Origin of the sequence: Micromonospora sp. NBC_00898, assembly GCF_045207895.1 — a bacterium.
Taxonomy (GTDB): domain Bacteria; phylum Actinomycetota; class Actinomycetes; order Mycobacteriales; family Micromonosporaceae; genus Micromonospora.
Map to the genome: position 1 here is coordinate 3,385,812 of NZ_CP108775.1, position 19,664 is coordinate 3,405,475.

Below are 19,664 nucleotides of genomic sequence, written 5' to 3' on the forward strand. Positions count from 1 at the left end.
GGTATGGCACTGGCTGAGGCTAGTCAGGCGGTCCTGGCGTAGCCGGAGAAGGGGTCTTCGCCTTCGTCGAGTATCAGCGGCACGTCGTACACCGACATGTCCGGCCTGGGCCGCGCGTACCGGACGCGGTGACGCCACCGGTGGTGCTCATAGGCCGTATCCACTTCAATGTCAGCCACCACGCTCGGCCCGGTCTGCGTGTAGGGCAGCGGCTCGGGCCGGTCGAACTGGCCGGACCATGCGGCCGGGAGTGGATCGGGCCAGGGGTGGATGACCGTACGGCGCTCGGTCGAACGTGGCGGGGACAGCAGCCTTGCCAGCTCTTGGCGCTGGTGCGTGGCCAGCGGATGCGTGCGGCCGGCGTACCGCAGCCGACCACGTCGGTCGAATCGGCCGAGCAGAGCTGTCTCGGGGTTGCGGATGCTGCCGGTGACCCCGCCGATGATCGCCTCCGTGGTGGCACGAGCCCGGAACTTCGCCCACCCTCGCCGGCCAGGCTCATACCGGCTGTCCAGGCGTTTGATCACGACGCCTTCCACGCCCGCGGCAGTCCAGTTGGTCAGCCACTCGCTGACCTCAGTGATGTCCGCGCTTTGCGGAGTGATTGCCAGCTGCGGCGGGGCTCCAGCGAGCAGCCGCACGAGCCGGGCACGACGCTCAAGGAGTGGGGCGTCGAGCACTGGCTCTGCGTCGGCGTCGACGAGGAGGTCGAAGGTGACGTAGTAGGCCGGGTGTTCACGGGCCTCGCGCAGCAGCTGTCGGCCGGCGGTGACCCGCCGCTGCAACAGGGCAAAGTTGGTGCGTCCGCGCTCCCAGACGACCAGTTCACCCAAGGCCCCGGCAAAGTCGTGAGGGTGTCCGGCTTGATGGGGTTGGTGTAGACGCGCCCTTGCTGGTGGTAGCAGGGCGGGCATGACCGGTTCAGATGATCATCGAGATTCCTACGCCTTATTGATCGTCCGAAGGGAGTCATGCCCGCGCTGCCATCATCGCTGATCTCGTCCTTGTCCGGCGAACCGGCTATCACGGTGCCCGAAACCGCTGCTGGGTTGTCCGCCGCGTTGGCCGAACTGCCGGATCCTCGTGCCCGCCGGGGCGTGCGGCATGGGTTGGTCGTCGTGGTGACCGCGGCGGTGTGCGCTGTGGCGGCTGGTTACCGCTCCTACACCGCGATCGCCGAGTGGGTCGCCGACGTCCCGGACTCCACCGCGTTGGCGTTGGGCATCGCCCCGGACCCGCGCCCGTCGGAGGCGATGATCCGCCGCCTGTTGCAGGCCCTGGACCCAGCCCTGCTCACCACGGTCATCGGCGGGTGGCTCGCCGGGCGAACCGCGGTCACATCACCAGCGAGCAGGTGGGCGGTCGCCGTGGACGGCAAGACGCTGCGGGGCTCCCGAACCACCGACACCGCTGCCGCGCATGTCCTCGCCGCCTGCGACCATGCCACCGGTGTGGTCCTGGCAAGCACCAATGTGGACGGCAAGACCAACGAGATCACCCGCTTCCAGCCGCTGCTCGACCAGATCGGCGACCTCCGCGACACGGTGATCACCGCCGACGCCCTGCACTGCCAGCGTGACCACGTCGACTACCTCGCCGAACGCGGCGCGCACTGGATCCTGACCGTCAAAGCCAACCAGCCCCGGCTGCACGCTCAACTCGCCGGCCTGCCCTGGTCAGCAGTGCCGGACGCTGCACGCGACACCGCCCGCGGACACGGCCGCCGCGAGATCCGCACCCTCAAGATCCTGACGATATCCACCGGGATCGAGTTCCCCACGCCGCCCAGGCCCTGCAGATCCGTCGCCGCAGACGACGCCTCGACCAGCCGAAACGCTTCACCACCGAGACTGTCTACGCCATCACCGACCTGCGCATCCACCATGCCAAACCCGCCGAACTGGCCGGCTGGATCCGCGGCCACTGGTCGATCGAAAACAAGATCCACTGGGTCCGTGACGTCACCTACGACGAGGACCGTTCCCAGATCCGCACCGGCACCGGACCCCAGGTCATGGCCGCCCTGCGCAACGCCGCCATCGGCGCCCTCCGCACCGCCGGCATCACCAACATCGCTGCCGCCAACCGCCACTACGCCCGCGACAGCACTCGCCCGCTGGCTCTACTCGGCATCACCTGACGACTTTGCCGGGGCCCTGCCAGTTCACCGTCGACGACCACGCCGGGCGGGAAGGTGGAGCGCAGCGCCCGGGTGATGTCCGGGAAGTACGGGGTGAGGTTCTTGCCTGCGCGCGACTGCAGGTAGACGCCGGCCGCCTCGACGAAGGCGATGGCGCGGAAGCCGTCCCACTTGGGTTCGTACACCAGGCGCGGCCCTTGTGGCACGGCGTCCACCGGGGCCGAGAGCATCGGGGCGACCGGCCGACGCAGCAGTCCGAGCCGCCCCCGCAGCGCCCCACGCTCAACCGACCCCCTGACGCGATCGTGCCGGACCGGCACGGCGCCGCGGGCGCAGATAGACGAGGTCATACGTCGTCGCGGGGGCAGACTGAAGGCATGTCCGAGCCGCCCGACCTTGAGCCGCCGGCGACGGTGGTGTTCGAGGTGGCTACGGCACGCCGGGTCGGCGCGCAGCTGCGCTACGCCGGCGGCCCGTAGCTGGGGCCCAGGTCCGGGCGGCGGTGCGGATCCTCACGGCAGCGCGACTGGCGCCGCCACGGCGGACATGAGAAAGCCCCCGGCGCGATCCCGCCGGGGGCTTTCGTCGTCCGTCAGGCAGTGCGGTCGACGCTGAACTCGACAACCGTCTGATCGCAGCTCGTGCACCGCAGGGCGTACTGGTTGTCCACCTCCGCGCGGCCGACCAGAATCGTCGGGTGCTCGGCGTGCCCCCGCTCGGCGCTGAGCTGCTTCATCCGGCGCCAGAACGCCGTCGAGCCGAAGGTGCTGGCCGGCACGACGAGTTCAAGGGAGGCGGCCATCCGGGCCTTGTGTTCGGCAACTCGGGCCTCGTCCAGGTTCATCCGCGACCGGGTCTCCCGCCAGCTCTTCACGCCGTGCGGCCGCCCTCGGCGCTGGTGGCCCGCTGGTGGGCTTCGCGCACCAGTTCCTTGATCAGCTCGATCGGGTTGAGTCCACGCTCGGTGGCTTCGTCCACCAGCCACTGGGAGACATCGTCGTCGGCGTCGAAGGCGACGGTGTAGCCCAGCCGTACCTGGCGCTCGCTGGTGTCCACCTCGGCGGCGCTCCAGTCGGTGGGTTCTTCGCGTGCCACCTCGGCGGCCTCGTCGCGGTTCATGGCGTTCCTTCCGTTCGGAGGAGCGGCCGGGGAGTCGCCGTGCTGGCCGAAAATCTCGGCAGCGCCCCGCCGGGAGCGTTCCCGCAGCGCCCCCACCCGCTCCGGCGTCCATGTCTTGCGGGCGTTGTCCAGCTGCTCACGGGCCCACTTGCGGACCTCGGGGTCCGGGGTGAGGCCGAGGCGGGCCAGCTCGGCGCGGAACTCCTCAGCGGCGGCGCGGGTGGACTCGTCCTGCATGGGGGCAGGATACGCCCGAATGGCCGTAGTCGTGGTCGTGGAGTGTCACGGCTCGACCACCCCCGGTGCGGCCGCGCGCCCGCCAGCCACCGGAGCGTACGCACTTGGCGGTGCATCTCATCGGCGACGGTCCCAAAGCAGAAGGGGGCGTCGGTGATGACGCCCCCTTCTGCATGTGGCTGCCATTATTCAGCTCAGCGCGAGCCGTTCGCCCTCGAAGTCGGCGAACATCTCCAGCTTGCCGCCGAGGGCGGAGACGTACCGTTCGACGGTGCCAACCTCGGTCGACGGCACCTCACCCCTCTCGATTGCGGCCACCCGGGGCTGGGTGACGCCCATGCGGTCGGCAACCTGCTGCTGGGTCAGGCCACGGTGCTCGCGCATCTCGCGCAGCCGAGTGCCGCGCACCTCGCCGCGCATGCGCTCCTTGTGCTGGGCGATCTTGGTCTCGTCGAGGTTGGTGGCGCGGGCGCGAACGTCCCGCCAGCTGCGTGCCATCAGCGCTGTCCCTTCAGCTCTCGCAGGTGCTCGGCGAACTTCCGGTCGGCTTCGAGGATGCTGGTCTCGTACCAGCCCTTCCAGTTGCCGGCCTTGTTGCCCGCGACCAGCAGAATGGCTTCCCGCTGGGGGTCGAAGGCGAACAGGATGCGCATCTCGCTGTCTCCCGCCGAACCCGGCCGGAGCTCCTTCATGTCCTTGTAGTCCGAGCCCTTCACGCGATCGACGAGGGGGCGGCCCAGGTTCGGACCATCCTCGGCGAGCACCTCGATGGCGGCGGCTACTTGGTTTGCGGAGTCCGGATCTTCTTTGCACAGGTGCAGATACCAGTCCTCAACCTCCTCGGTGAGGCTGATCTCCCACCTGCGCACTCCCCCACTATAACCCACGTAATACTCCTGCGTTATATCGAACTCCGGAAAGCCTAGTTGGTGATGTAAGAGCGAAATGGGATCGTCGGAACACAACCTCCCGTTTGTCCGGATCGCATCAGCGCAGGCCCCGCAGGAAGCCGACCCTGGTGACGGTCACCGTCCATTCCTCGCCCAGCACCAGGCCTACGGTGCGGGAGATGTGGCGCTCGTAGATCGGAAGGAACTCGACGCTCTCCTTGCGGGGCACCTTCACGTCGATCTCCCGCGGCCCGGTCAGCGTCCACTCGGCAGACTCGGCGACGGGGCGCAGGCGCGGGGCGAACCGCTCCAGCTGGTTGGCGACACACTCCCGGACCGAGCCGAGGCCGCCCTTCTCGGCGTCATCGCGCGCCATGTCCCAGGCGCGGCGGCGCTCCTGCGCCTCCATCTCCTTCATTCGCGCCTCCAACTCCGGCTGCTCCTTGCGCTCACGGTGATCGGCCGCCAGCTTCTCCACCTCCTCCCTTGTGGAGCCGAAGAAGATCGTGGAGTCGGCCACGCCCACGAAGCCCGTGTCATCTCTGGTGCAGTCGTAAGCCACAACCGGCCTGATGCCCTCGGCATCCTCGGCCCTTCCGAGTTCAGTCGGCAGATACCAGCCGATGACGCGGCCAATCAGAGGTGCATCGCCGTCGTTGAGGTCCTCGGCGAGCCAGAGCTCGTAACCCTGCGGGATCATAGGTCGCCTCACCTTGCTGGAAGCGGTAGTGTCCACCGTGCCATGTGCGCCGGCGGATCGGCAGTCCCGTGCCTGCGCCGCCACCCGGGGCTGCTCCCGCCAGGTCAGATTAGTGAGGGCGGTATGGGGGCGATCGACTTCGACACATGACCGACACCTCAGCCGGCCAGCACCCAGACGCACCCGGCGCCAGCGAGCGCCAGGGCGACGACGACCACCACCTCACCCTGTACCGCTCGAAAAGTCGGTCGGAGCTACGCCACCTGGGAGTATTCGTTGATCAACCCGTTGAGGATCTTCCTACGCCGCACTCGTGCGGCGGTCAGGTCGACGACCGGTCGTGGCGGTATGTCGGTGGCGTTGGGCGGTTGTTGGTGCCGGGCTTGGTGCGGCCGGTGCTCGTTGTAGTGGGCCACGTACTCGTCGAGGGCGGCCAGTAGGTGACGTTGGTTGTAGATCAGCATCCGGTCGAGACACTCCCGGCTGACCGTGCGAACCCACCGCTCCGCGTACGCGTTCGCCCTCGGCGCCCGAGGCGGAGTGCGCAGGACCTCGATGCCTTCGGCGATGAAGACCTCGTCGAACGCGGCGATGTACTTGCTGTCACGATCCCGGATCAAGAACCTGAACTGAGCGACTCGGTCGCCGAGGTCCATCAACAGGTTCCGGGCCTGCTGGGTGACCCACTCTCCTGTCGGATGCGTGGTGACACCGAGGACGTGTACGCGCCGGGTCTTGATCTCCATCAGGAACAGGAGGTAGATGCGGGTCAGACCGATCGTGTCCACGTGCAGGAAATCGCAGGCCAGGATGCAGTTGGCCTGGGCGGTCAGGAACTGGGTCCAGGTCAGCCCGCCGCGACGCGGAGCCGGGTCCACGCCGGCGGCGTTCAGGATGCTCCACACCGTGCTGGCCGCGACCCGATAGCCAAGCCTGAGCAGTTCGCCCTGCACCCGGCGGTGGCCCCAGGTCGGGTTTTCCCCGGCCAGGCGCAGCACCAGGGCACGGATCTCCGCCCGTATCGGAGGACGCCCGAGTCGTCGTTGCGGGTAGGTCCACTTCCGGGCGACCAGCTCACGGTGCCACCGCAGCAAGGTGGCCGGGGTGACGAAGAACGTCGACCAGCGGGAACGAGGAAGCAGCCGAGACAGGGCTGAAAGCACCACCCGGTCGGGGTGGGCGCCAGGTCCGGGCGTGCGACCTGGCGGCGGAGGACCGCGACCTGATGGCGTAGCACGACAATCTCGACGTCCTTGGACCGCTCGCCACGCAGGCCTTGGACCGCCAGCCGCATGATCAGACACAAGATCAGGTACCCGAAGGACAGGAAGATGCCCGCCACCATGCCCCTCGGCTGGCTGGCTGGGCCGCACAAAACCGCACCTCAGAGGCCAGAACCGGGTTTCCGAGCGGTACAGGCGTTCGCCGGCCACTTCACCGACCACCATGCGTTCCTGCTGCAGCGGATGCTGGCCCGCGTCGACGCGATCAACGTCGACATCGCCGCGCTGGAGGCCAAGATCGAGGAACAGATGGGCCCTTTCGTGGCGGCGGTGGAGAAGCTGGATGAGATCCCCGGCATCAACCCGGCCGCGGCACATGTGATCCTGGCCGAGATCGGAATCCAGATGCAGCGCTTCCCCACCGCCGGGCATCTGGTGTCCTGGGCCAAGTTCGTGCCCGGCGTGAAGGAGTCCGCGGGCAAGAAGAAAGGCAAGAACGCCACCGGCCACGGCAACTCCTACCTGGCCCGAGTCCTGGGCAACGCCGCGGTGGCCGCCGGCAAGACCGACACCTTCCTCGGGGAACGGTACCGGCGCATCGCCCGCCGACGCGGCCGCAAGAAAGCCGTCGTAGCGATCGGCCGATCCCTGCTGGTCATCATCTGGCACCTGCTCTCCCAAGACGACGCACGTTTCCACGACCTCGGCGCCGACTTCTACACCACCCGCATCGACCCCGAGCGCCGCAAACGAGGCCACATCCGCCAACTCGAAGCGCTCGGTTACACCGTCACCCTCCAACCGGCAGCGGCCTGATCACCACCAACCCGTCCCGGCTCCGTCGCACACTGCCGGGAGCTGCCGCCTGCCCACGCACTGTTCATTTTCGGATTAGAAGAGTGCGCCGCCACAGCAGCATCATCGCTGGGGCGTGGAGACCTTAATCAGTGGCTGTCTGCCGCACGGAGTGGTGAGGCCCATTCGCGTCATTGACACGGTCAGGGCCGAAAGCCGCCAGCCATGATGATTCGTTCCAGGAAGACTCAAGCCGTGCCGATCGAGCCGACACAGCGGCCCCTGCGGTTGCGGAAGCGGTGGACGGGCGACGGCGGACGGTGCCTCCCTACTTGGGACGGCGACGTCCGGGGGCACAGCCGTCCTCCGTGCTAATGACCGGCTCGACGGGCGCGCGAGCGGACCGTCGAGCGGCATCGTCCGCGAGCGTTCGATCGTCTCTGCATTCACCTGATTGATGGAGGTACACCATGACCGATGCACTCATCACCGATAAGGCTCGCACGCTGCGGGCGTTGCACGATCAATCCGTGCTGGTGCTGCCGAATGCTTGGGATCCGGCTAGCGCGGCTTTGGTGGCCCGGGCCGGCGCGGCCGCTGTGGCGACTACCAGCGGCGGCGTGGCCTGGTCTCTCGGCCGGCCCGATGGGGAGATGCTGACACGGGAAGAAGTGATGGCGGCGGTGCGCCGCATCGCAGCGGCCGTCGATGTACCGGTGACTGCCGATGTCGAGGGTGGATACGGCCTCACGCCCCAAGACGTGGCAGCCACTGTCCGGGCGACAATCGAGGCGGGCGCCGTTGGAGTGAACATCGAGGACTCCCGCGCCGCAGACGGCACGCTGCTGCCCGTCGAGGAGCAGATGCAACGTATCCAGGCCGCACGGAAGGCGGCGGCCAGCGCCGGGGTGCCGGAGTTCGTGATCAACGTCCGCACCGACGTCTACCTGTTTCAGATCGGCGAGCCCGCAGGACGGCTTGACGCCGTCCTCGCCCGCGTTGCCGGATACGCCAAGGCCGGCGCCGACTGCCTGTTCGTGCCAGGTCTGCTGAACCTCGACACGCTCAGCGTGCTGACCGCAGCGTCACCGCTGCCGGTTAACGCGATGGCGGGACCGGGCGGACCGACCGTCGCCGAGCTGACCGCTGTCGGGGTTCGCCGGATTAGCGTCGGGACCGCGATTGCCCAGGCAGCGTATGGCGTGGCCGAGCGGGCCGCCCGCGAACTACTGGAGGCGGGCACCTACCACACGCTCGACCAAGCTGTGAGTTACCCGGAGCTTAATGCGCTGTGCACGCCGGCACGCCGGTGACCGATTGAACGTCCGGGTCGGTCACGCTGCTGGTCAATGAGTCCTCCGGCCAGGAACGCAACTTGCGTGGCAATCAAACGCACTCATCTCGGCACGACCGAGCGTTCGACCCACCGCGCCTCGTCACAGAGCGTGGCGCCCGGTCGGCGGCAGTTGAGGATGTCGCCTACCTGCCCGGGGTCGGAGGATGACGCCGATCGAAGGCGCCGGGGATGCCCCGTTAACGCACGGCCCCGCTAGTTTCGAGGGCCCGGAGTTCGTCGACGAGTCGCGCAGTGATTGGCGTGTCGATCCCGTGTCGTCGCGCAGCGCGCAGGACCGCACCGCCGATAGCGTCCAGCTCGGTCGGTCGGTTCGCCTCGGCGTCGCGTTGCATTGAGGACTTCATGCCGGCTGGTACACGGTCGAACATGCCGAGGATTGCCGCGGGGTCGACCCGTGCGCCGGCGGCTCCTGCCACCGCGGCGACCTCGCCGACCACTGCTTCCAGGTCGGCTCGCCGCTCATCGCGCACCACCCCGGCCGCCGCGCCGGCGTGCGTGGTGAGCAACGCCAGCGGCGCCAGAAACGCGAGCTTGTCCCACAGCAGGGCCGTCTCGTCGTCGCGGACAGTCACGTCAAGATCGGCCTGCCGCAGTTGGGCCGCCAGCACATCGACGCGTTCGCGCGGTGCCGCGTCGCTGGCCACCTCGATCCAGGAGAAGGGGCTGGTGTGCTCGATTCGTCCGGCCGCGACCCGCGTCGACTCCACCCGAATGGCGCCGGCGACAACCGGCGCAGCGGGGAAACGCGCACGCAGCGCGGTCATGTGCTCGACGCCGTTGAGCAGTGGAAGTACCAGGCCGTCGCGCAATGCTTCCGCCGGCACGCCGGCCAGTGCCGCGTCCAAGCTGTTCGCCTTGACCGTCACCAGGCACAAGTCGACCGGTTCGGCCAGCCACGGTGCTGCCTTTGCTGGTACGTGGAACTCACCGAACTGCGCGCTGTGCACGCTGAGTCCACCTGAGTTCAACGCCGCCGCAGTGTCCGGCTTCGCCACGTACACCACGGAGTGGCCGGCCCGACTCAGCACCGCGCCGAGGAGACCGCCAACGCCACCAGGGCCGACCACCGCGACGCTCCACTGCGACTCAGGCACTCGCCCTCCCACACACGTCATCGTCAGCCTTGGCGACCGTACCACCGCGGGTTGATGCGGTTAAGCCTCAATCCGTGGACCAGTCGGTCGGCTGTGACCAGAAACTGCGTGGAGATGCGATGAGAGTGCCCTGCGAGCTGGGATGATCGGGTTTGTCTAGGACCTGACCAGACCGGCTCGGAAGGGCACTCTCGGTGCAAGCATCTCATGCCTGGCGCGGCGACAGCGCGGTGTTCGACGAGGACAATCTCGTGTCGCATGCGGGCCTGGTTCCGCTGCTGGAGTTGGCTGAGCAGGCCGGGCTGTCTCGGCTGTTGCATGAGCATGTCCGGTTCGTCGATGAGCGGGTCACGTCGGGGGCGGCCAACTCGACGCCGAAGCTGACCTCGATCATCGCCGGGATGGCCGCCGGAGCGGACAGCATCGAAGACTTGGACGTGATCCGGGCCGGTGGGATGAAGAAGGTGTTCGGCGGGGTCTACGCAAGCGCCACGTTGGGGATCTTCCTGCGGGAGTTCACCCATGGCCACACCCGGCAACTGTCGGCGGTGCTACGCCGACACCTGGTCGCCCTCGCCGAGCAGACCCCGGTGCTGGACGGCATCGGCGAACGCGCCTTCGTCGACATTGACTCGCTGCTACGCCCGGTGTATGGGCGGGCCAAGCAGGGCGCCTCGTTCGGTCACACGAAGATCTCAGGGCGCACGGTGCTGCGACGGGGCCTGTCGCCCCTCGCGGTCACCATCTGCACCGAGACCGCGGCGCCGGTGCTGGCCGGGGTACGGTTGCGGGCCGGGCGTGCCGGTTCGGCCAAAGGCGCGGCGAGCATGGTCACCGAGGCGATCAACACCGCCAAAGCCGCAGGCGCGCGGGCGGAGAACATCCTCGTGCGCGGCGACTCCGCGTACTGCAGCGGCACAGTCGTCAACGCGGTGGTCAAAGCCGGGGCCACGTTCTCGTTCGCCATCGCCCGCAACCCCGCCGTCGACGCCGCCATCGGCAGCCTCCCCGACGAGCAGTACACACCCGTGCACTACCCCGGCGCGGTCACCGACCCCGACACCGGCGAACTGATCTCCGACGCCCAGGTGTCCGAAGTGGAATACACCGCCTTCGCCGGCACCCGCCACGAGATCACCGGTCGGCTCGTCGTGCGCCGCGTGCTCGACGCCAACACCCAGGACCCCCTGTTCCCGGTCTGGCGCTACCACCCGTTCTTCACCAACACCACCGAACCGACCGCCGAGGCCGACATCACCCACCGCCGCCACGCCATCTGCGAGACCGTGTGGTCCGACCTCATCGACGGACCCTGGGCCCACCAACCCTCCGGGGTGTTCGCCGCCAACGCCGCGTGGTGCATCCTCGCCGCGATCTGTCACAACCTGCTCCGCGCCGCGGGCACCCTCACCGGCACGGCCCGCCACGCCGTCGCCCGAGGCGCCACCCTGCGCACCCACCTGATCAACGTCGCCGCCCGACTCGCCCGCCCGCAACGCCGCCCCGTGCTGCACCTACCCGCGCGTTGGCCCAGAGCCGAAGCCTGGCTCACTCTCTGGAAAGCCGTCTTCGCGACCTAACCAACGACTACCCGCCACGCATCTCCACCAGCACCGGCATCCACACCTACCGACGAGCGAGGACCCGAGCACGCTGGGCACAGGACCAGCGGATCAGCCTTGCCTCATCAGCAGCAAGATCCACTAATTCGGAGCGGGCTCATCCCGAGGGCTCGTCCACGGATCGAGGTTAAGAACCTTGTCGCCGACCGCGCGATCCGGTGCCGTGGTCCTGCGTTGGCAGGCCGAGCGGGCGCCGGTGACCTCCCGACGCCGGTACGGGCCCTGCTCCGGCGCTTCCGGGTCGACCATTGACGTATGTGGATGACTGGTCGCTGTTGGGGTGTGGTTTGCGGTGGGTGGGCATGCCGGTGGTGCCGAGTGTCGCCTCGGGGGCGCCGTTCTCCAGGCGGTGGTTTCCGTTCTCGGCCCGACGGTGGTGCGGGGGTCAGGTCGGGGCGGGTATCGCGAGGAGTCGTTGGAAGATCGCCTTGATGTGGTCGGTCCAGGGCCAGTGGGGTGGGAAGTTGAGTCGGCGGCGTCGGCTGCCGCGGGTGAGGGTGGCCGGGGTGTGGAACACCTGGTACTGCAGGGTGCGGGGTTCGGCTCGGGCCTGGTGGCCGTCGCAGCCGAGCAGTTGCAGCCAGGCGATGAGGTCGCAGGCGATGGCTTGGGTGCGGTACCAGGCGGCGTTGGTGGCGAAGCGTTGGGAGGGTAGCCGGTCGGCTCCGGTGGTGTTGCCTTCCTTGAAGTGGTCTTCGACTCGGGCGTGGGCGCGGTGGCGGCCGTCGAGGCAGGCGGCGACCTCGTCGGGGTCCTCGTCGGGTCGGGTCGGAGGGCTGTTGGTGGCGAAGGCTTCGTAGCGCCAGCCGGCGGCGCGGGTCTGTAGGTCGAGTTCGAGCTGTTCGGTGCCGGGCAGGGGTTTCGGGGTGGTGTCGCGGATGGGTTTGACCCGGCGGGCGAACACCTGGTGTCCGGGTGGCCAGGTGCCCAGGTGGGGCAGCAGGTGGGTGATGTCGGCGACCTCGCCGACGCTGTCGGGGCCGGAGGCGGCGTCGAGGGTGGCGGGGGTGCCGGGTGCTCCGTCGGCGGCGAGCATGGCCGTCCACGCCTCGGGCGGCAGTTGCGCGATGGCGCGGCCGGTGTGTTTGTCGACCGGCCAGCCGACTGAGTACTCCACGCACATGCCGGGGTCGTCACCGTCGGGATCGCGGTTGAGGGAGGCGATCCAGGCCAGCAGCTTGTGGGTGGCGCCGGCACCGTCGGCGGTGATGAGCAGGTTGTGCCGCCAGGCCGGCGGGATCTGGGCGATGGCCCGCGACAGCAGGGCGATGTGGTCGTCAGCGTCGTTGGCGCCGGCGGTGCCGGGCCGCAACTGCTCGGCCAGGCACTCGCCGGTGTTGTCGCAGATGACCGCCATGGGGTGCAGCCCGTAGCGGCCGCGCAACCTGCCGGCCTGCTCCTTGCGCGAGTACGCGTCGATGAAGTGGGCGTCGATGCGCAGCACGATCGTGTCTCCCAGGTCGCCGTTGGGCACCCGGGCCGCCGGGATCCGGCCGTGGCGGGCGGCGACCAGGTTCCAGACCCGGACGCGGACCGCGGCGCGGGCGGCGTCGATGCGCTCCAGGGCGGCCTGGTCGACCTCGCCCAACGCCCTGCCCAGCGTGGGCGGGGAGGCCACCTCGCCGAGCAGGTCACGCTGGTGGCGCAGCACATCGATACCCCGCACGGTGTTCCCGCCATCGGCCATCATCACCGCCGCATCGGCGAGGACCCGGCCCCGGTCGTGGCCGGGGGTGAAGTCGGGCCGTTGCAGCGCCTGTGACAGGGCTCCGGTCAGGCCCGTACGGTCGGCGGTCAGCCGCAACGCGACCGCGCCCGCGTGCGAAACCACACCCTTACCGCCGGCGGTGACCACCAGCCGCCTCGACCATCCGGTAACATCCATCACGCGAAAAGTGCCTCTCGATCCGGGCGATTTCTGACTTCGACACTCAGATTTTCCCAGATCAGGGGCACTTTTCTATGTCCACATGAGACAAATCACGTCAAGATCGTGAAACGCCGAGGTATGGAGGTCAAGGGGCGAGGGCGGCGAAGTCGGCGCGTAGGGCGGTGTAGACGTCGCGGACGATGTAGCGCTTCAGGCAGCGCAGGATCTCCTCCTTGCTGAGGCCTTCGGTGATGCGGCGGTGGACGTAAGCCTGTGTTCGCTGGTCGTAGCGCATGCGGCAGAGCGCGACGGTGTGCAGGGCGTGGTTGGCGCCGCGGTCAGCTCCCCGGTGGAGACGGTGGCGGCGCACCCGTCCGGAGCTCGCGGGGATGGGTGCTGCGCCGCAGAGGTGGGCCAGAGCCGCTTCGGAGTGCAGCCGGTCGGGGTTGTCGCCGGCGGTGGTGAGCAGCTGGGCGGCGACCTCGGGGCCGACACCGGACAAGGCCGTGGTGCGGGGTGCCGCTTTCTGGACGATGGGTGCCACCTGCCGTCGGGTCTTGCCCCGCACCACGCCCCCGAAGTCCCAGCTGGCGCATCAGCCGTTCGACGGTGCACCAGGCCACTGGGACACCTTCACGGTTGAGTGTCAGCCACACCTTCCGAGCGCCATAGACGCCGTAGTTCGCCGCGTGCACCCGCCGGATCTCCTGCCCGAGCCAGACGTCACGGCGGGAGCGGGTCGAGGGCGTGCGCCGGCAGGCGGCCCGGCAGGTGCTGGCCGCGATCTGCCAGCCGTGCTCGCGCAGGGCACGGCAGATCGGCTCGACGCCGAACACCTGCTTGTGCTCGTCGATGAACCTCACGAGCGTGGCTGTGGCCGGTCGAGCTCGGCCGCGAAGAAAGCCGACGCCGCCTTCAAAATCTCGTTCGCCCGGCGCAGTTCCGCGTTCTCCCGGCGCAGCCGCTTCAACTCCGCCGACTCATCCGTGCTCACCCCGGAACGCTGACCGGCGTCGACCTCGGCCTGGCGGACCCACTTGCGCAGCGTCTCCGCGGTGCCGATGCCCAGCTTGTGGGCCACAGCGCCGATCGCCGCGTGCTCCGACTCGTAGTTCGGCCGCACCTCGGCGACCATCCGCACCGCTCGCTCACGCAACTCACGCGGATAAGGGGAAGGGCGTGACATAGCTCGATCCTCCACAAGAGGTCGGGCCGCTACCAAACCCGGGGCGGTTCAGTCCAGCATCGCTGCCGCTCGACGCCTCGGCTTCACCCACGAGGGCACCCACCGCAAAGCCTTCTACCTCGACGGCGAACACCGCGACGTCCAGGTCTGGGCCATCGTCGCCTGATGATTGCTGTGCCTCGTTGCACGCGTCAACAAGATCAAAAACTGTCGGCAGGGGTGGCCCTCCCCGAGGATTCGAATCCCTCGCCCTCCGCGCGACCCGCACGAACCGACCCCTGATCAGCACCAACGGTCAGGGGCCGGCTGCCTGTTCGGCGGCCGCGGCCACCGAGTGGGTCATGCGCGACGTGCGGGTGTCGCGCGACCACGCGGCCGAGGCCGCGGCCGTCGGTGAGGCGCATCCCGTCGAGGAACGGGACAGCCGGGGCAGTGGTGCATGCAGACGAACGCGGGCACCCCAGGTCACCCGGCGAGGACGTCGTCGGACCGCCCGGGTTGTTCCGGTCACAGGGGGCCGGCGGGGCTGCCGTCGAGATGCGGGTCGGGCGACGACGATCGTGGCTTGGGACAACCAACGGAATAAGACGTCAAGGCGCCGCCGCCGAGGAACCGCGTGCCGCCGAACTGTGCCACGCGCGGGGGCGGATCCTCGTGGTTGCCGGTCGTCAGGTGCGCCGGTATCGGGGCGCGGTGATCGGCATCGGTGAGGTTGGGCAACGTCGTTGGTCAGCGGTTGGCGAACCGATCCGTGGCCTCGATGAGGCGGTGCACCATTCCGGGCTCGTCGAGAGAGTGGCCGGCGTCGTTGACGAGGTGCAGCTCGGCCTCCGGCCACGCGCGATGCAGATCCCAGGCGGTGACCGGTGGAGTGCACAGGTCGTAACGTCCCTGCAGGATCACCGTCGGAATGTGCCGTACGGCGTCGACACCGTCGATCAGCTGTCCCTCTTCGAGGAAGCCGCGGTGTGCGACGTAGTGGCTCTCGATGCGTGCGAACGCCACCGCGAAGCGGGGCTGCGCGAACAATGCCTCCACCTGTGGGTTCGGGTGCAGTAGCATGCCGGCGGTCTCCCACCGCGTCCACGCCTGGGCGGCGCTGACTCGTACGTCGTCGTCGGCAGACTCCAACCGCTGGCGGTACGCCGCGACGAGGTCGCCTCGCTCGTCCTCAGGGATTGCGTTGCGAAACTCCTGCCAGCGCTCGGGAAGCAGGCGGGAAGCGCCCTCGTGGTACACCCAGCGCACCTCGCTCTCCCGCAGGGTGAAGATACTGCGCAGGACCATGGCGAGCACCCGTTCCGGATGGGACTGGGCGTAGGCCAGCGCCAGCGTGCTGCCCCAGGAAGAGCCGGAGAGGACCCAGCGGTCCACCCGGAGACGGTCTCGCAACAGCTCCATGTCCGCGGCGAGCTGCCAGGTCGTGTTGGTCTCCAGCGACACTGCGGGGTCGCTGGCGTGGGGCTCGCTACGGCCGCAGCCACGTTGGTCGAATAGGATGATCCGGTACGCCGCTGGATCGTAGGCGCGCCGATGATCAGGCACGCAGCCACCGCCCGGTCCGCCGTGCACGACGAGCACCGGAGTACCGTCAGGGTTTCCGCATTCCTCCCACCAGAGCCGCTGACCGTCGCCGACGTCGAGCATCCCGGTGCGGTACGGCTCGACCGGCGGGTACAGGTCGCGGTGCTTCATCAGCGGCATCCTTCTTGTCATCTGGGCGGGCATTTCTGGCGTCGTGCGATGTGGCATTGCGCGACCGCTGCCAGAGCGAACGAGCTCGCGCCCCAGTCGTGCGGCCGTGGCGGCAGCTCGAGCGGTCTCGCCGCAGGTTCCAGGCAAGTAGGTCCGGGACGTGGTGACCCCGCCCCCACGACTGGCCTACGGAAGATCCGCTCTCACGCCTTGGCGTCGTCGGAGAGGTCCAGGTCGGCCAGCTCCGCCGCCGCCAGCTTGTGCAGGTCCTCGCTCATGCTGCTCATGATGGCATCGTTCCCGACGCCGATGCCTCCTGGCGGGACGTGGCGACATACGTACCGGTGCACGGGGCGGTGCCACACCAGCTCCTCCTTGGTCACGTCGACGAGGGCATGTTCCTGACGGACCGCGGCCGGGCACGTCAACTGACGCGACGCTGACAGCACGACGAGACGTTCCGGCGATCCGACGCCGGGAGCGATGGTTTCTCACAGGCGCCGTTAGGTCAGGCGCAGTCGCTGGTGCTGGTGACCTGGGCCTGAACGCAGGCCGTTGCTATCCGACCGGGAAGCCAGCGAGCGCGGCGACCAGGCCCAGTGCGCCGGCGCCGAGCACCGCGGTCACAACGCCACGGCGGGCTGCCAGCAGCCACACTGCCACTGCGACGAGAACCGCGAACTGCCAGACATGGTGGAGGGACAACACCAGCGGCCCGGCCGAGCCGAGAATCGCCCCGATCGCGGACGGCCCGGCGCCAGCGAGGAAACCCTGAACGGAAGGGCTCGCGCGGAGTCGGTCGAAGCGTCGCCCGCCTCCGATCACGAAGACGAACGACGGGGCGAACGCCACGAACGCGGCGAGCAGGCCGCCCGGTACGCCCGCGGCGGCGTACCCGATCACCGCCACGGTCTGCACCACCGGCCCGGGTGTGAGCTGGCCGAGCGCGACGGCGCACAGGAACTGCCCGGCGGTCATCCAGTGGTAGCGGTCAACCGCATCTGCCTGCATCAGCGGGATGATCACGAACCCGCCCCCGTACGACAGTGCCCCCACCTTGAACGCCGTCCAGGCCAGTGCGCCGGTCCCGCCTCCGATCCCGCCGAAGGCGAGTACCGGCACCGCGCTCGCCGGCCGCCGACGCGGGACCCGGACCGCCGCCTCGGCGACCCCGCAGATCACCATGACGAGCACCAGCCACGGCCCGACAAAGACCGTCCCGACGGCACCCACAGCCAGGTACCCGATCCATCGCAGCCGTGCCGGTCGGCCGGATCCTGCCCGCCGCCAACTGGCCGGTACCAGCCCAATCGCGGCGTGCACGGCCACCGCGGCGGCAGCCGCCCCAGCTCCGGCTGCGGCACCCATGACCGGTCGAGCCGGGTGCCCGGACAGCAGCAGTGCCGCGAGCGCCAGGATCACCGCCAGGCCCGGCACGATGAAACACACGCCGGCCAGCAGCGCGCCGATCGCACCCCTGAGCCGCCACCCGCAGTAGATCGCCAGCTGCGTCGAGGCTGGCCCCGGCAGCAGATTCGTGGCGGCAACCCCGTCCTCAAACTCAGCTGCTGAGATCCAGCGTCGGTCCGCTACGCACAGTCGACGCAGTAGCGCTATGTGTGCCGGCGGCCCTCCGAACCCAAGGATGCCGATCCGTAGCCACTGCGTCACGATCGTCCACCACGGCACCCCTGCCGGCAGGGGTGCCGTGGTGGCGTCACGCGGCCAGTCACCGGCCGTCGATTCGGCGTCCGCTCCGATGTCGGTCACGTCATCGCCCCCGTGGTCTGACTTGATCGGGTAACTGGTTCAGCAGCCAGGCTTCGATGACAGCGTGATGGGGTCAGCGGCTTCGGTTGCCTCGTCCGCGAGAACGGCGGCGATGGCGCGGCCGGCCCGCTCAAAGTCCGCCGCCGGTGCCTGCGGCAGGTTGTCCTCCCAGACGGCCAGCGCGTACCGGGTGGCGTCCAGCATTCCGAGTGGACGGGGCATGAACCAGGTGTGGAAATGCGCCGCTCCGTCGCCCCACCGATACAGGTGGACCCGGGCAATGTCGCCCAGCGTGAGGATCGCCCGTTCGATCCGGGCCGTCAGACGGCCGAAGTCGGCGGCCATCTCATCGGGAAGATCCTTGAACGAATCGACGTGCACCCGCGAGGCGAGCCACAGTGTGCCAGGCAGGCTGCCGCCCACCGGGTTGTGCAGTACCCAGTTCTCGTCGGACCAGATGCCCTCGTCCTGGTCGCAGATGGTGCACGGCGGGCCGCCCGGCTCGCCCCGTCGACGCGGTTCGGGCACCACCCGCGGTCCAGGCGGGTTCGTGGTCAGCGGCTCGACGAACGGAAGTTTCATCGGGGCTTCCTCCAGTCAGTCATGCAACTCATCGAGTTCTTATATGAAACACATACGATGCGGTGGACGCAACACTTGTGTTGCATGAACGGCTCTAGTACGTTCACGACGTGGATGAGGATCTGACTCGCGCAGCGGTCGCCGTACTGGGCGAGGTCGGCTGGGACGGCCTGACCCTGGAACGGGTTGCCGAGGAGGCTGGACGGTCGCGGGTCACTCTGTGGCGCAATGGAATAACCCGCGAATCACTGCTACGAGGATTGCTGCGCCGCCTCGCCGAGGACTACCGCGACGCAATGTTGCCGGTACTCACCGCGGCCGGGACGCCACGGGAGCGACTCGGCCGGGCGATGCACGCCCTCGCCGACGTCGTCGACGCCCATACGGACGTCCTGACCGTTTCCGACGAGATGTTCCACCGCGCGTACGAAGCGGGCGAGGTGCCGATGGGATTCCTCGACCCGTTCATCGCGGTGATCCGCGACGCGCGCGCCGCCGGCCAGCTGCGCGGCGAGGCGCCCGATGCCGAGCAGGCGGACGTGCTGTTCAACGCGGTCGCCTGGACCTACCTGCATTTTCGCGCCCGACACGGCTGGTCGGCCACGAAAGCCCGCCGACTGCTGTTCGACACCCTGATTGAGGGGGCACTGAGATGAACACCGACCATGACCTGTTCTGCGCCAGCGCCGAGTGGGCCGAGCACCTCGCCGCCGAGGTGATCCCGTGGGGGCTGGCCGATCTCGATCTCAACGGCCACACCCTGGAACTGGGCGGCGGCTTCGGCGCGAGCAGCGCATACCTGCTCGATCGATGCGACCGGCTCACCGTGCTGGAGGCTGATCCGAAGCTCGCCGCGGCGTTGGCCGCCCGGTTCCCCGGAATCGACGTGCTGCACGCTGACGCGACCGCCATCCCGCTGCCCGACGCCTCTGTCGACGCTGTCGTCTGCTTCACGATGCTGCACCACGTGTCGCCACAACTGGCCCAGGACCAGCTGTTCTCAGAGGCCGCCCGGGTCCTACGCCCGGCTGGCTGGTTCGCCGGCACCGACAGCCTCGCCTCCGACAATCTCCGCGGCTTCCACGCCGACGACATCTACGAACCCGTCGATCCGGCCACCCTGCCGGCCCGGCTGCGCGCAGCCGGCTTCGTCGAGACGCGCGCCGACCTCGGCGACCGCAAGTTCCGCTTCCGCGCCCGACGCCGCACACGCGGCACAGTCCTGACCGGACAGATCCGCACAGAGGTGTCCCGCCACCAGGGGTGATCGGGTCGCGGCGACGGACGATGGCAGTAGCGCAGGCTGTCTTGGCGGTTACCGCACGTGAGGAACCCAGCTGTCAATTCTGTCAGCGGCCGGACCCGCCCCCCCTCAAACCGCGCC

The 19,664-nt window shown here is 68.9% G+C and carries 20 protein-coding genes and 2 pseudogenes; 7 read left to right on the forward strand and 15 right to left on the reverse strand.

Translation table 11 applies throughout. The features are described from left to right. Nucleotides 1–23: 23 nt before the first annotated feature. Entirely contained in the window at nt 24–833 is an 810-nt protein-coding gene (locus tag OG799_RS16535) for an ATP-dependent DNA ligase (RefSeq protein ID WP_406045917.1), read from the reverse strand. 138 nt (nt 834–971) lie between these two features. Here OG799_RS16535 and OG799_RS16540 point away from each other — a divergent pair. Then, nucleotides 972–1,691, forward strand: a pseudogene (locus tag OG799_RS16540) (ISAs1 family transposase); the annotation flags it as partial. Nucleotides 1,692–1,861: 170 nt separating this feature from the next. Further along, nucleotides 1,862–2,140: a hypothetical protein gene (locus OG799_RS16545; protein ID WP_406046306.1), complete on the forward strand. Its 279-nt coding sequence runs from the start codon at nt 1,862–1,864 to the stop codon at nt 2,138–2,140. Here OG799_RS16545 and OG799_RS16550 read toward each other — a convergent pair. The 7 genes from OG799_RS16550 to OG799_RS16580 form a co-directional block, all read right to left on the reverse strand. Next, nucleotides 2,092–2,490, reverse strand: a complete 399-nt coding sequence (locus OG799_RS16550) for a hypothetical protein (protein WP_406045918.1) — start codon at nt 2,488–2,490, stop codon at nt 2,092–2,094. The genes OG799_RS16545 and OG799_RS16550 overlap by 49 nt on opposite strands. A 242-nt stretch (nt 2,491–2,732) precedes the next feature. Further along, entirely contained in the window at nt 2,733–3,014 is a 282-nt protein-coding gene (locus OG799_RS16555) for a hypothetical protein (RefSeq protein ID WP_406045919.1), read from the reverse strand. Beyond that, entirely contained in the window at nt 3,011–3,496 is a 486-nt protein-coding gene (locus tag OG799_RS16560; protein ID WP_406045920.1) for a hypothetical protein, read from the reverse strand. The genes OG799_RS16555 and OG799_RS16560 overlap by 4 nt, the downstream gene beginning before the upstream one ends. Before the next feature lie 189 nt (nt 3,497–3,685). Next, nucleotides 3,686–3,994: a helix-turn-helix domain-containing protein gene (locus OG799_RS16565; RefSeq protein WP_406045921.1), complete on the reverse strand. Its 309-nt coding sequence runs from the start codon at nt 3,992–3,994 to the stop codon at nt 3,686–3,688. Beyond that, nucleotides 3,994–4,365, reverse strand: coding sequence for a type II toxin-antitoxin system RelE/ParE family toxin (locus OG799_RS16570; protein ID WP_406045922.1), 372 nt, complete (start codon nt 4,363–4,365; stop codon nt 3,994–3,996). Before OG799_RS16570 ends, OG799_RS16565 begins: the two co-directional genes overlap by 1 nt. 118 nt (nt 4,366–4,483) lie before the next feature. After that, nucleotides 4,484–5,086: a hypothetical protein gene (locus OG799_RS16575; RefSeq protein WP_406045923.1), complete on the reverse strand. Its 603-nt coding sequence runs from the start codon at nt 5,084–5,086 to the stop codon at nt 4,484–4,486. A 254-nt stretch (nt 5,087–5,340) separates the two neighbouring features. Then, a complete protein-coding gene (locus tag OG799_RS16580; RefSeq protein ID WP_406045924.1) occupies nt 5,341–6,252 on the reverse strand; it encodes an integrase core domain-containing protein in 912 nt (303 codons plus the stop codon). Between the two features lie 165 nt (nt 6,253–6,417). Here OG799_RS16580 and OG799_RS16585 point away from each other — a divergent pair, with 165 nt between their 5' ends. Further along, on the forward strand, nt 6,418–7,125 hold the full coding sequence (locus tag OG799_RS16585) for a transposase (RefSeq protein ID WP_406045925.1): 708 nt from the start codon (nt 6,418–6,420) through the stop codon (nt 7,123–7,125). Between the two features lie 449 nt (nt 7,126–7,574). Beyond that, nucleotides 7,575–8,417 carry an isocitrate lyase/phosphoenolpyruvate mutase family protein gene (locus OG799_RS16590; protein ID WP_406045926.1) on the forward strand — a complete coding sequence of 281 codons (843 nt, stop codon included), beginning with the start codon at nt 7,575–7,577 and terminating at the stop codon, nt 8,415–8,417. 220 nt (nt 8,418–8,637) lie between these two features. Here OG799_RS16590 and OG799_RS16595 read toward each other — a convergent pair whose 3' ends face one another. After that, nucleotides 8,638–9,555 carry a ketopantoate reductase family protein gene (locus OG799_RS16595; protein ID WP_406045927.1) on the reverse strand — a complete coding sequence of 306 codons (918 nt, stop codon included), beginning with the start codon at nt 9,553–9,555 and terminating at the stop codon, nt 8,638–8,640. Between the two features lie 194 nt (nt 9,556–9,749). On the opposite strand from OG799_RS16595, the gene OG799_RS16600 reads away from it, so the two are divergent. Then, a complete protein-coding gene (locus OG799_RS16600; protein WP_406045928.1) occupies nt 9,750–11,135 on the forward strand; it encodes an IS1380 family transposase in 1,386 nt (461 codons plus the stop codon). A gap of 427 nt (nt 11,136–11,562) precedes the next feature. On the opposite strand, the gene OG799_RS16605 is transcribed toward OG799_RS16600, so the two are convergent. The 6 genes and pseudogenes from OG799_RS16605 to OG799_RS16630 all read right to left on the reverse strand — a co-directional run bounded on the left by OG799_RS16605 (nt 11,563) and on the right by OG799_RS16630 (nt 18,229). Further along, nucleotides 11,563–13,062, reverse strand: a complete 1,500-nt coding sequence (locus tag OG799_RS16605) for an IS1380 family transposase (RefSeq protein WP_406045929.1) — start codon at nt 13,060–13,062, stop codon at nt 11,563–11,565. Nucleotides 13,063–13,192: 130 nt separating this feature from the next. Then, a pseudogene (locus tag OG799_RS16610) lies at nt 13,193–14,233 on the reverse strand (IS3 family transposase). A 729-nt stretch (nt 14,234–14,962) separates the two neighbouring features. Beyond that, on the reverse strand, nt 14,963–15,928 hold the full coding sequence (gene pip / locus OG799_RS16615) for a prolyl aminopeptidase (RefSeq protein ID WP_406045930.1): 966 nt from the start codon (nt 15,926–15,928) through the stop codon (nt 14,963–14,965). 203 nt (nt 15,929–16,131) lie between these two features. Then, nucleotides 16,132–16,311, reverse strand: coding sequence for a hypothetical protein (locus OG799_RS16620; protein ID WP_406045931.1), 180 nt, complete (start codon nt 16,309–16,311; stop codon nt 16,132–16,134). Between the two features lie 175 nt (nt 16,312–16,486). Continuing rightward, nucleotides 16,487–17,698, reverse strand: a complete 1,212-nt coding sequence (gene chrA, locus OG799_RS16625; RefSeq protein ID WP_406045932.1) for a chromate efflux transporter — start codon at nt 17,696–17,698, stop codon at nt 16,487–16,489. 39 nt (nt 17,699–17,737) lie between these two features. Continuing rightward, nucleotides 17,738–18,229 (reverse strand): hypothetical protein, encoded by a 492-nt coding sequence (locus tag OG799_RS16630; RefSeq protein ID WP_406045933.1) that lies wholly within the window; start codon nt 18,227–18,229, stop codon nt 17,738–17,740. A gap of 161 nt (nt 18,230–18,390) precedes the next feature. Here OG799_RS16630 and OG799_RS16635 point away from each other — a divergent pair, with 161 nt between their 5' ends. Next, entirely contained in the window at nt 18,391–18,936 is a 546-nt protein-coding gene (locus OG799_RS16635; RefSeq protein ID WP_406045934.1) for a TetR/AcrR family transcriptional regulator, read from the forward strand. After that, nucleotides 18,933–19,547 carry a class I SAM-dependent methyltransferase gene (locus tag OG799_RS16640; RefSeq protein WP_406045935.1) on the forward strand — a complete coding sequence of 205 codons (615 nt, stop codon included), beginning with the start codon at nt 18,933–18,935 and terminating at the stop codon, nt 19,545–19,547. Before OG799_RS16635 ends, OG799_RS16640 begins: the two co-directional genes overlap by 4 nt. Nucleotides 19,548–19,664: the final 117 nt, after the last annotated feature.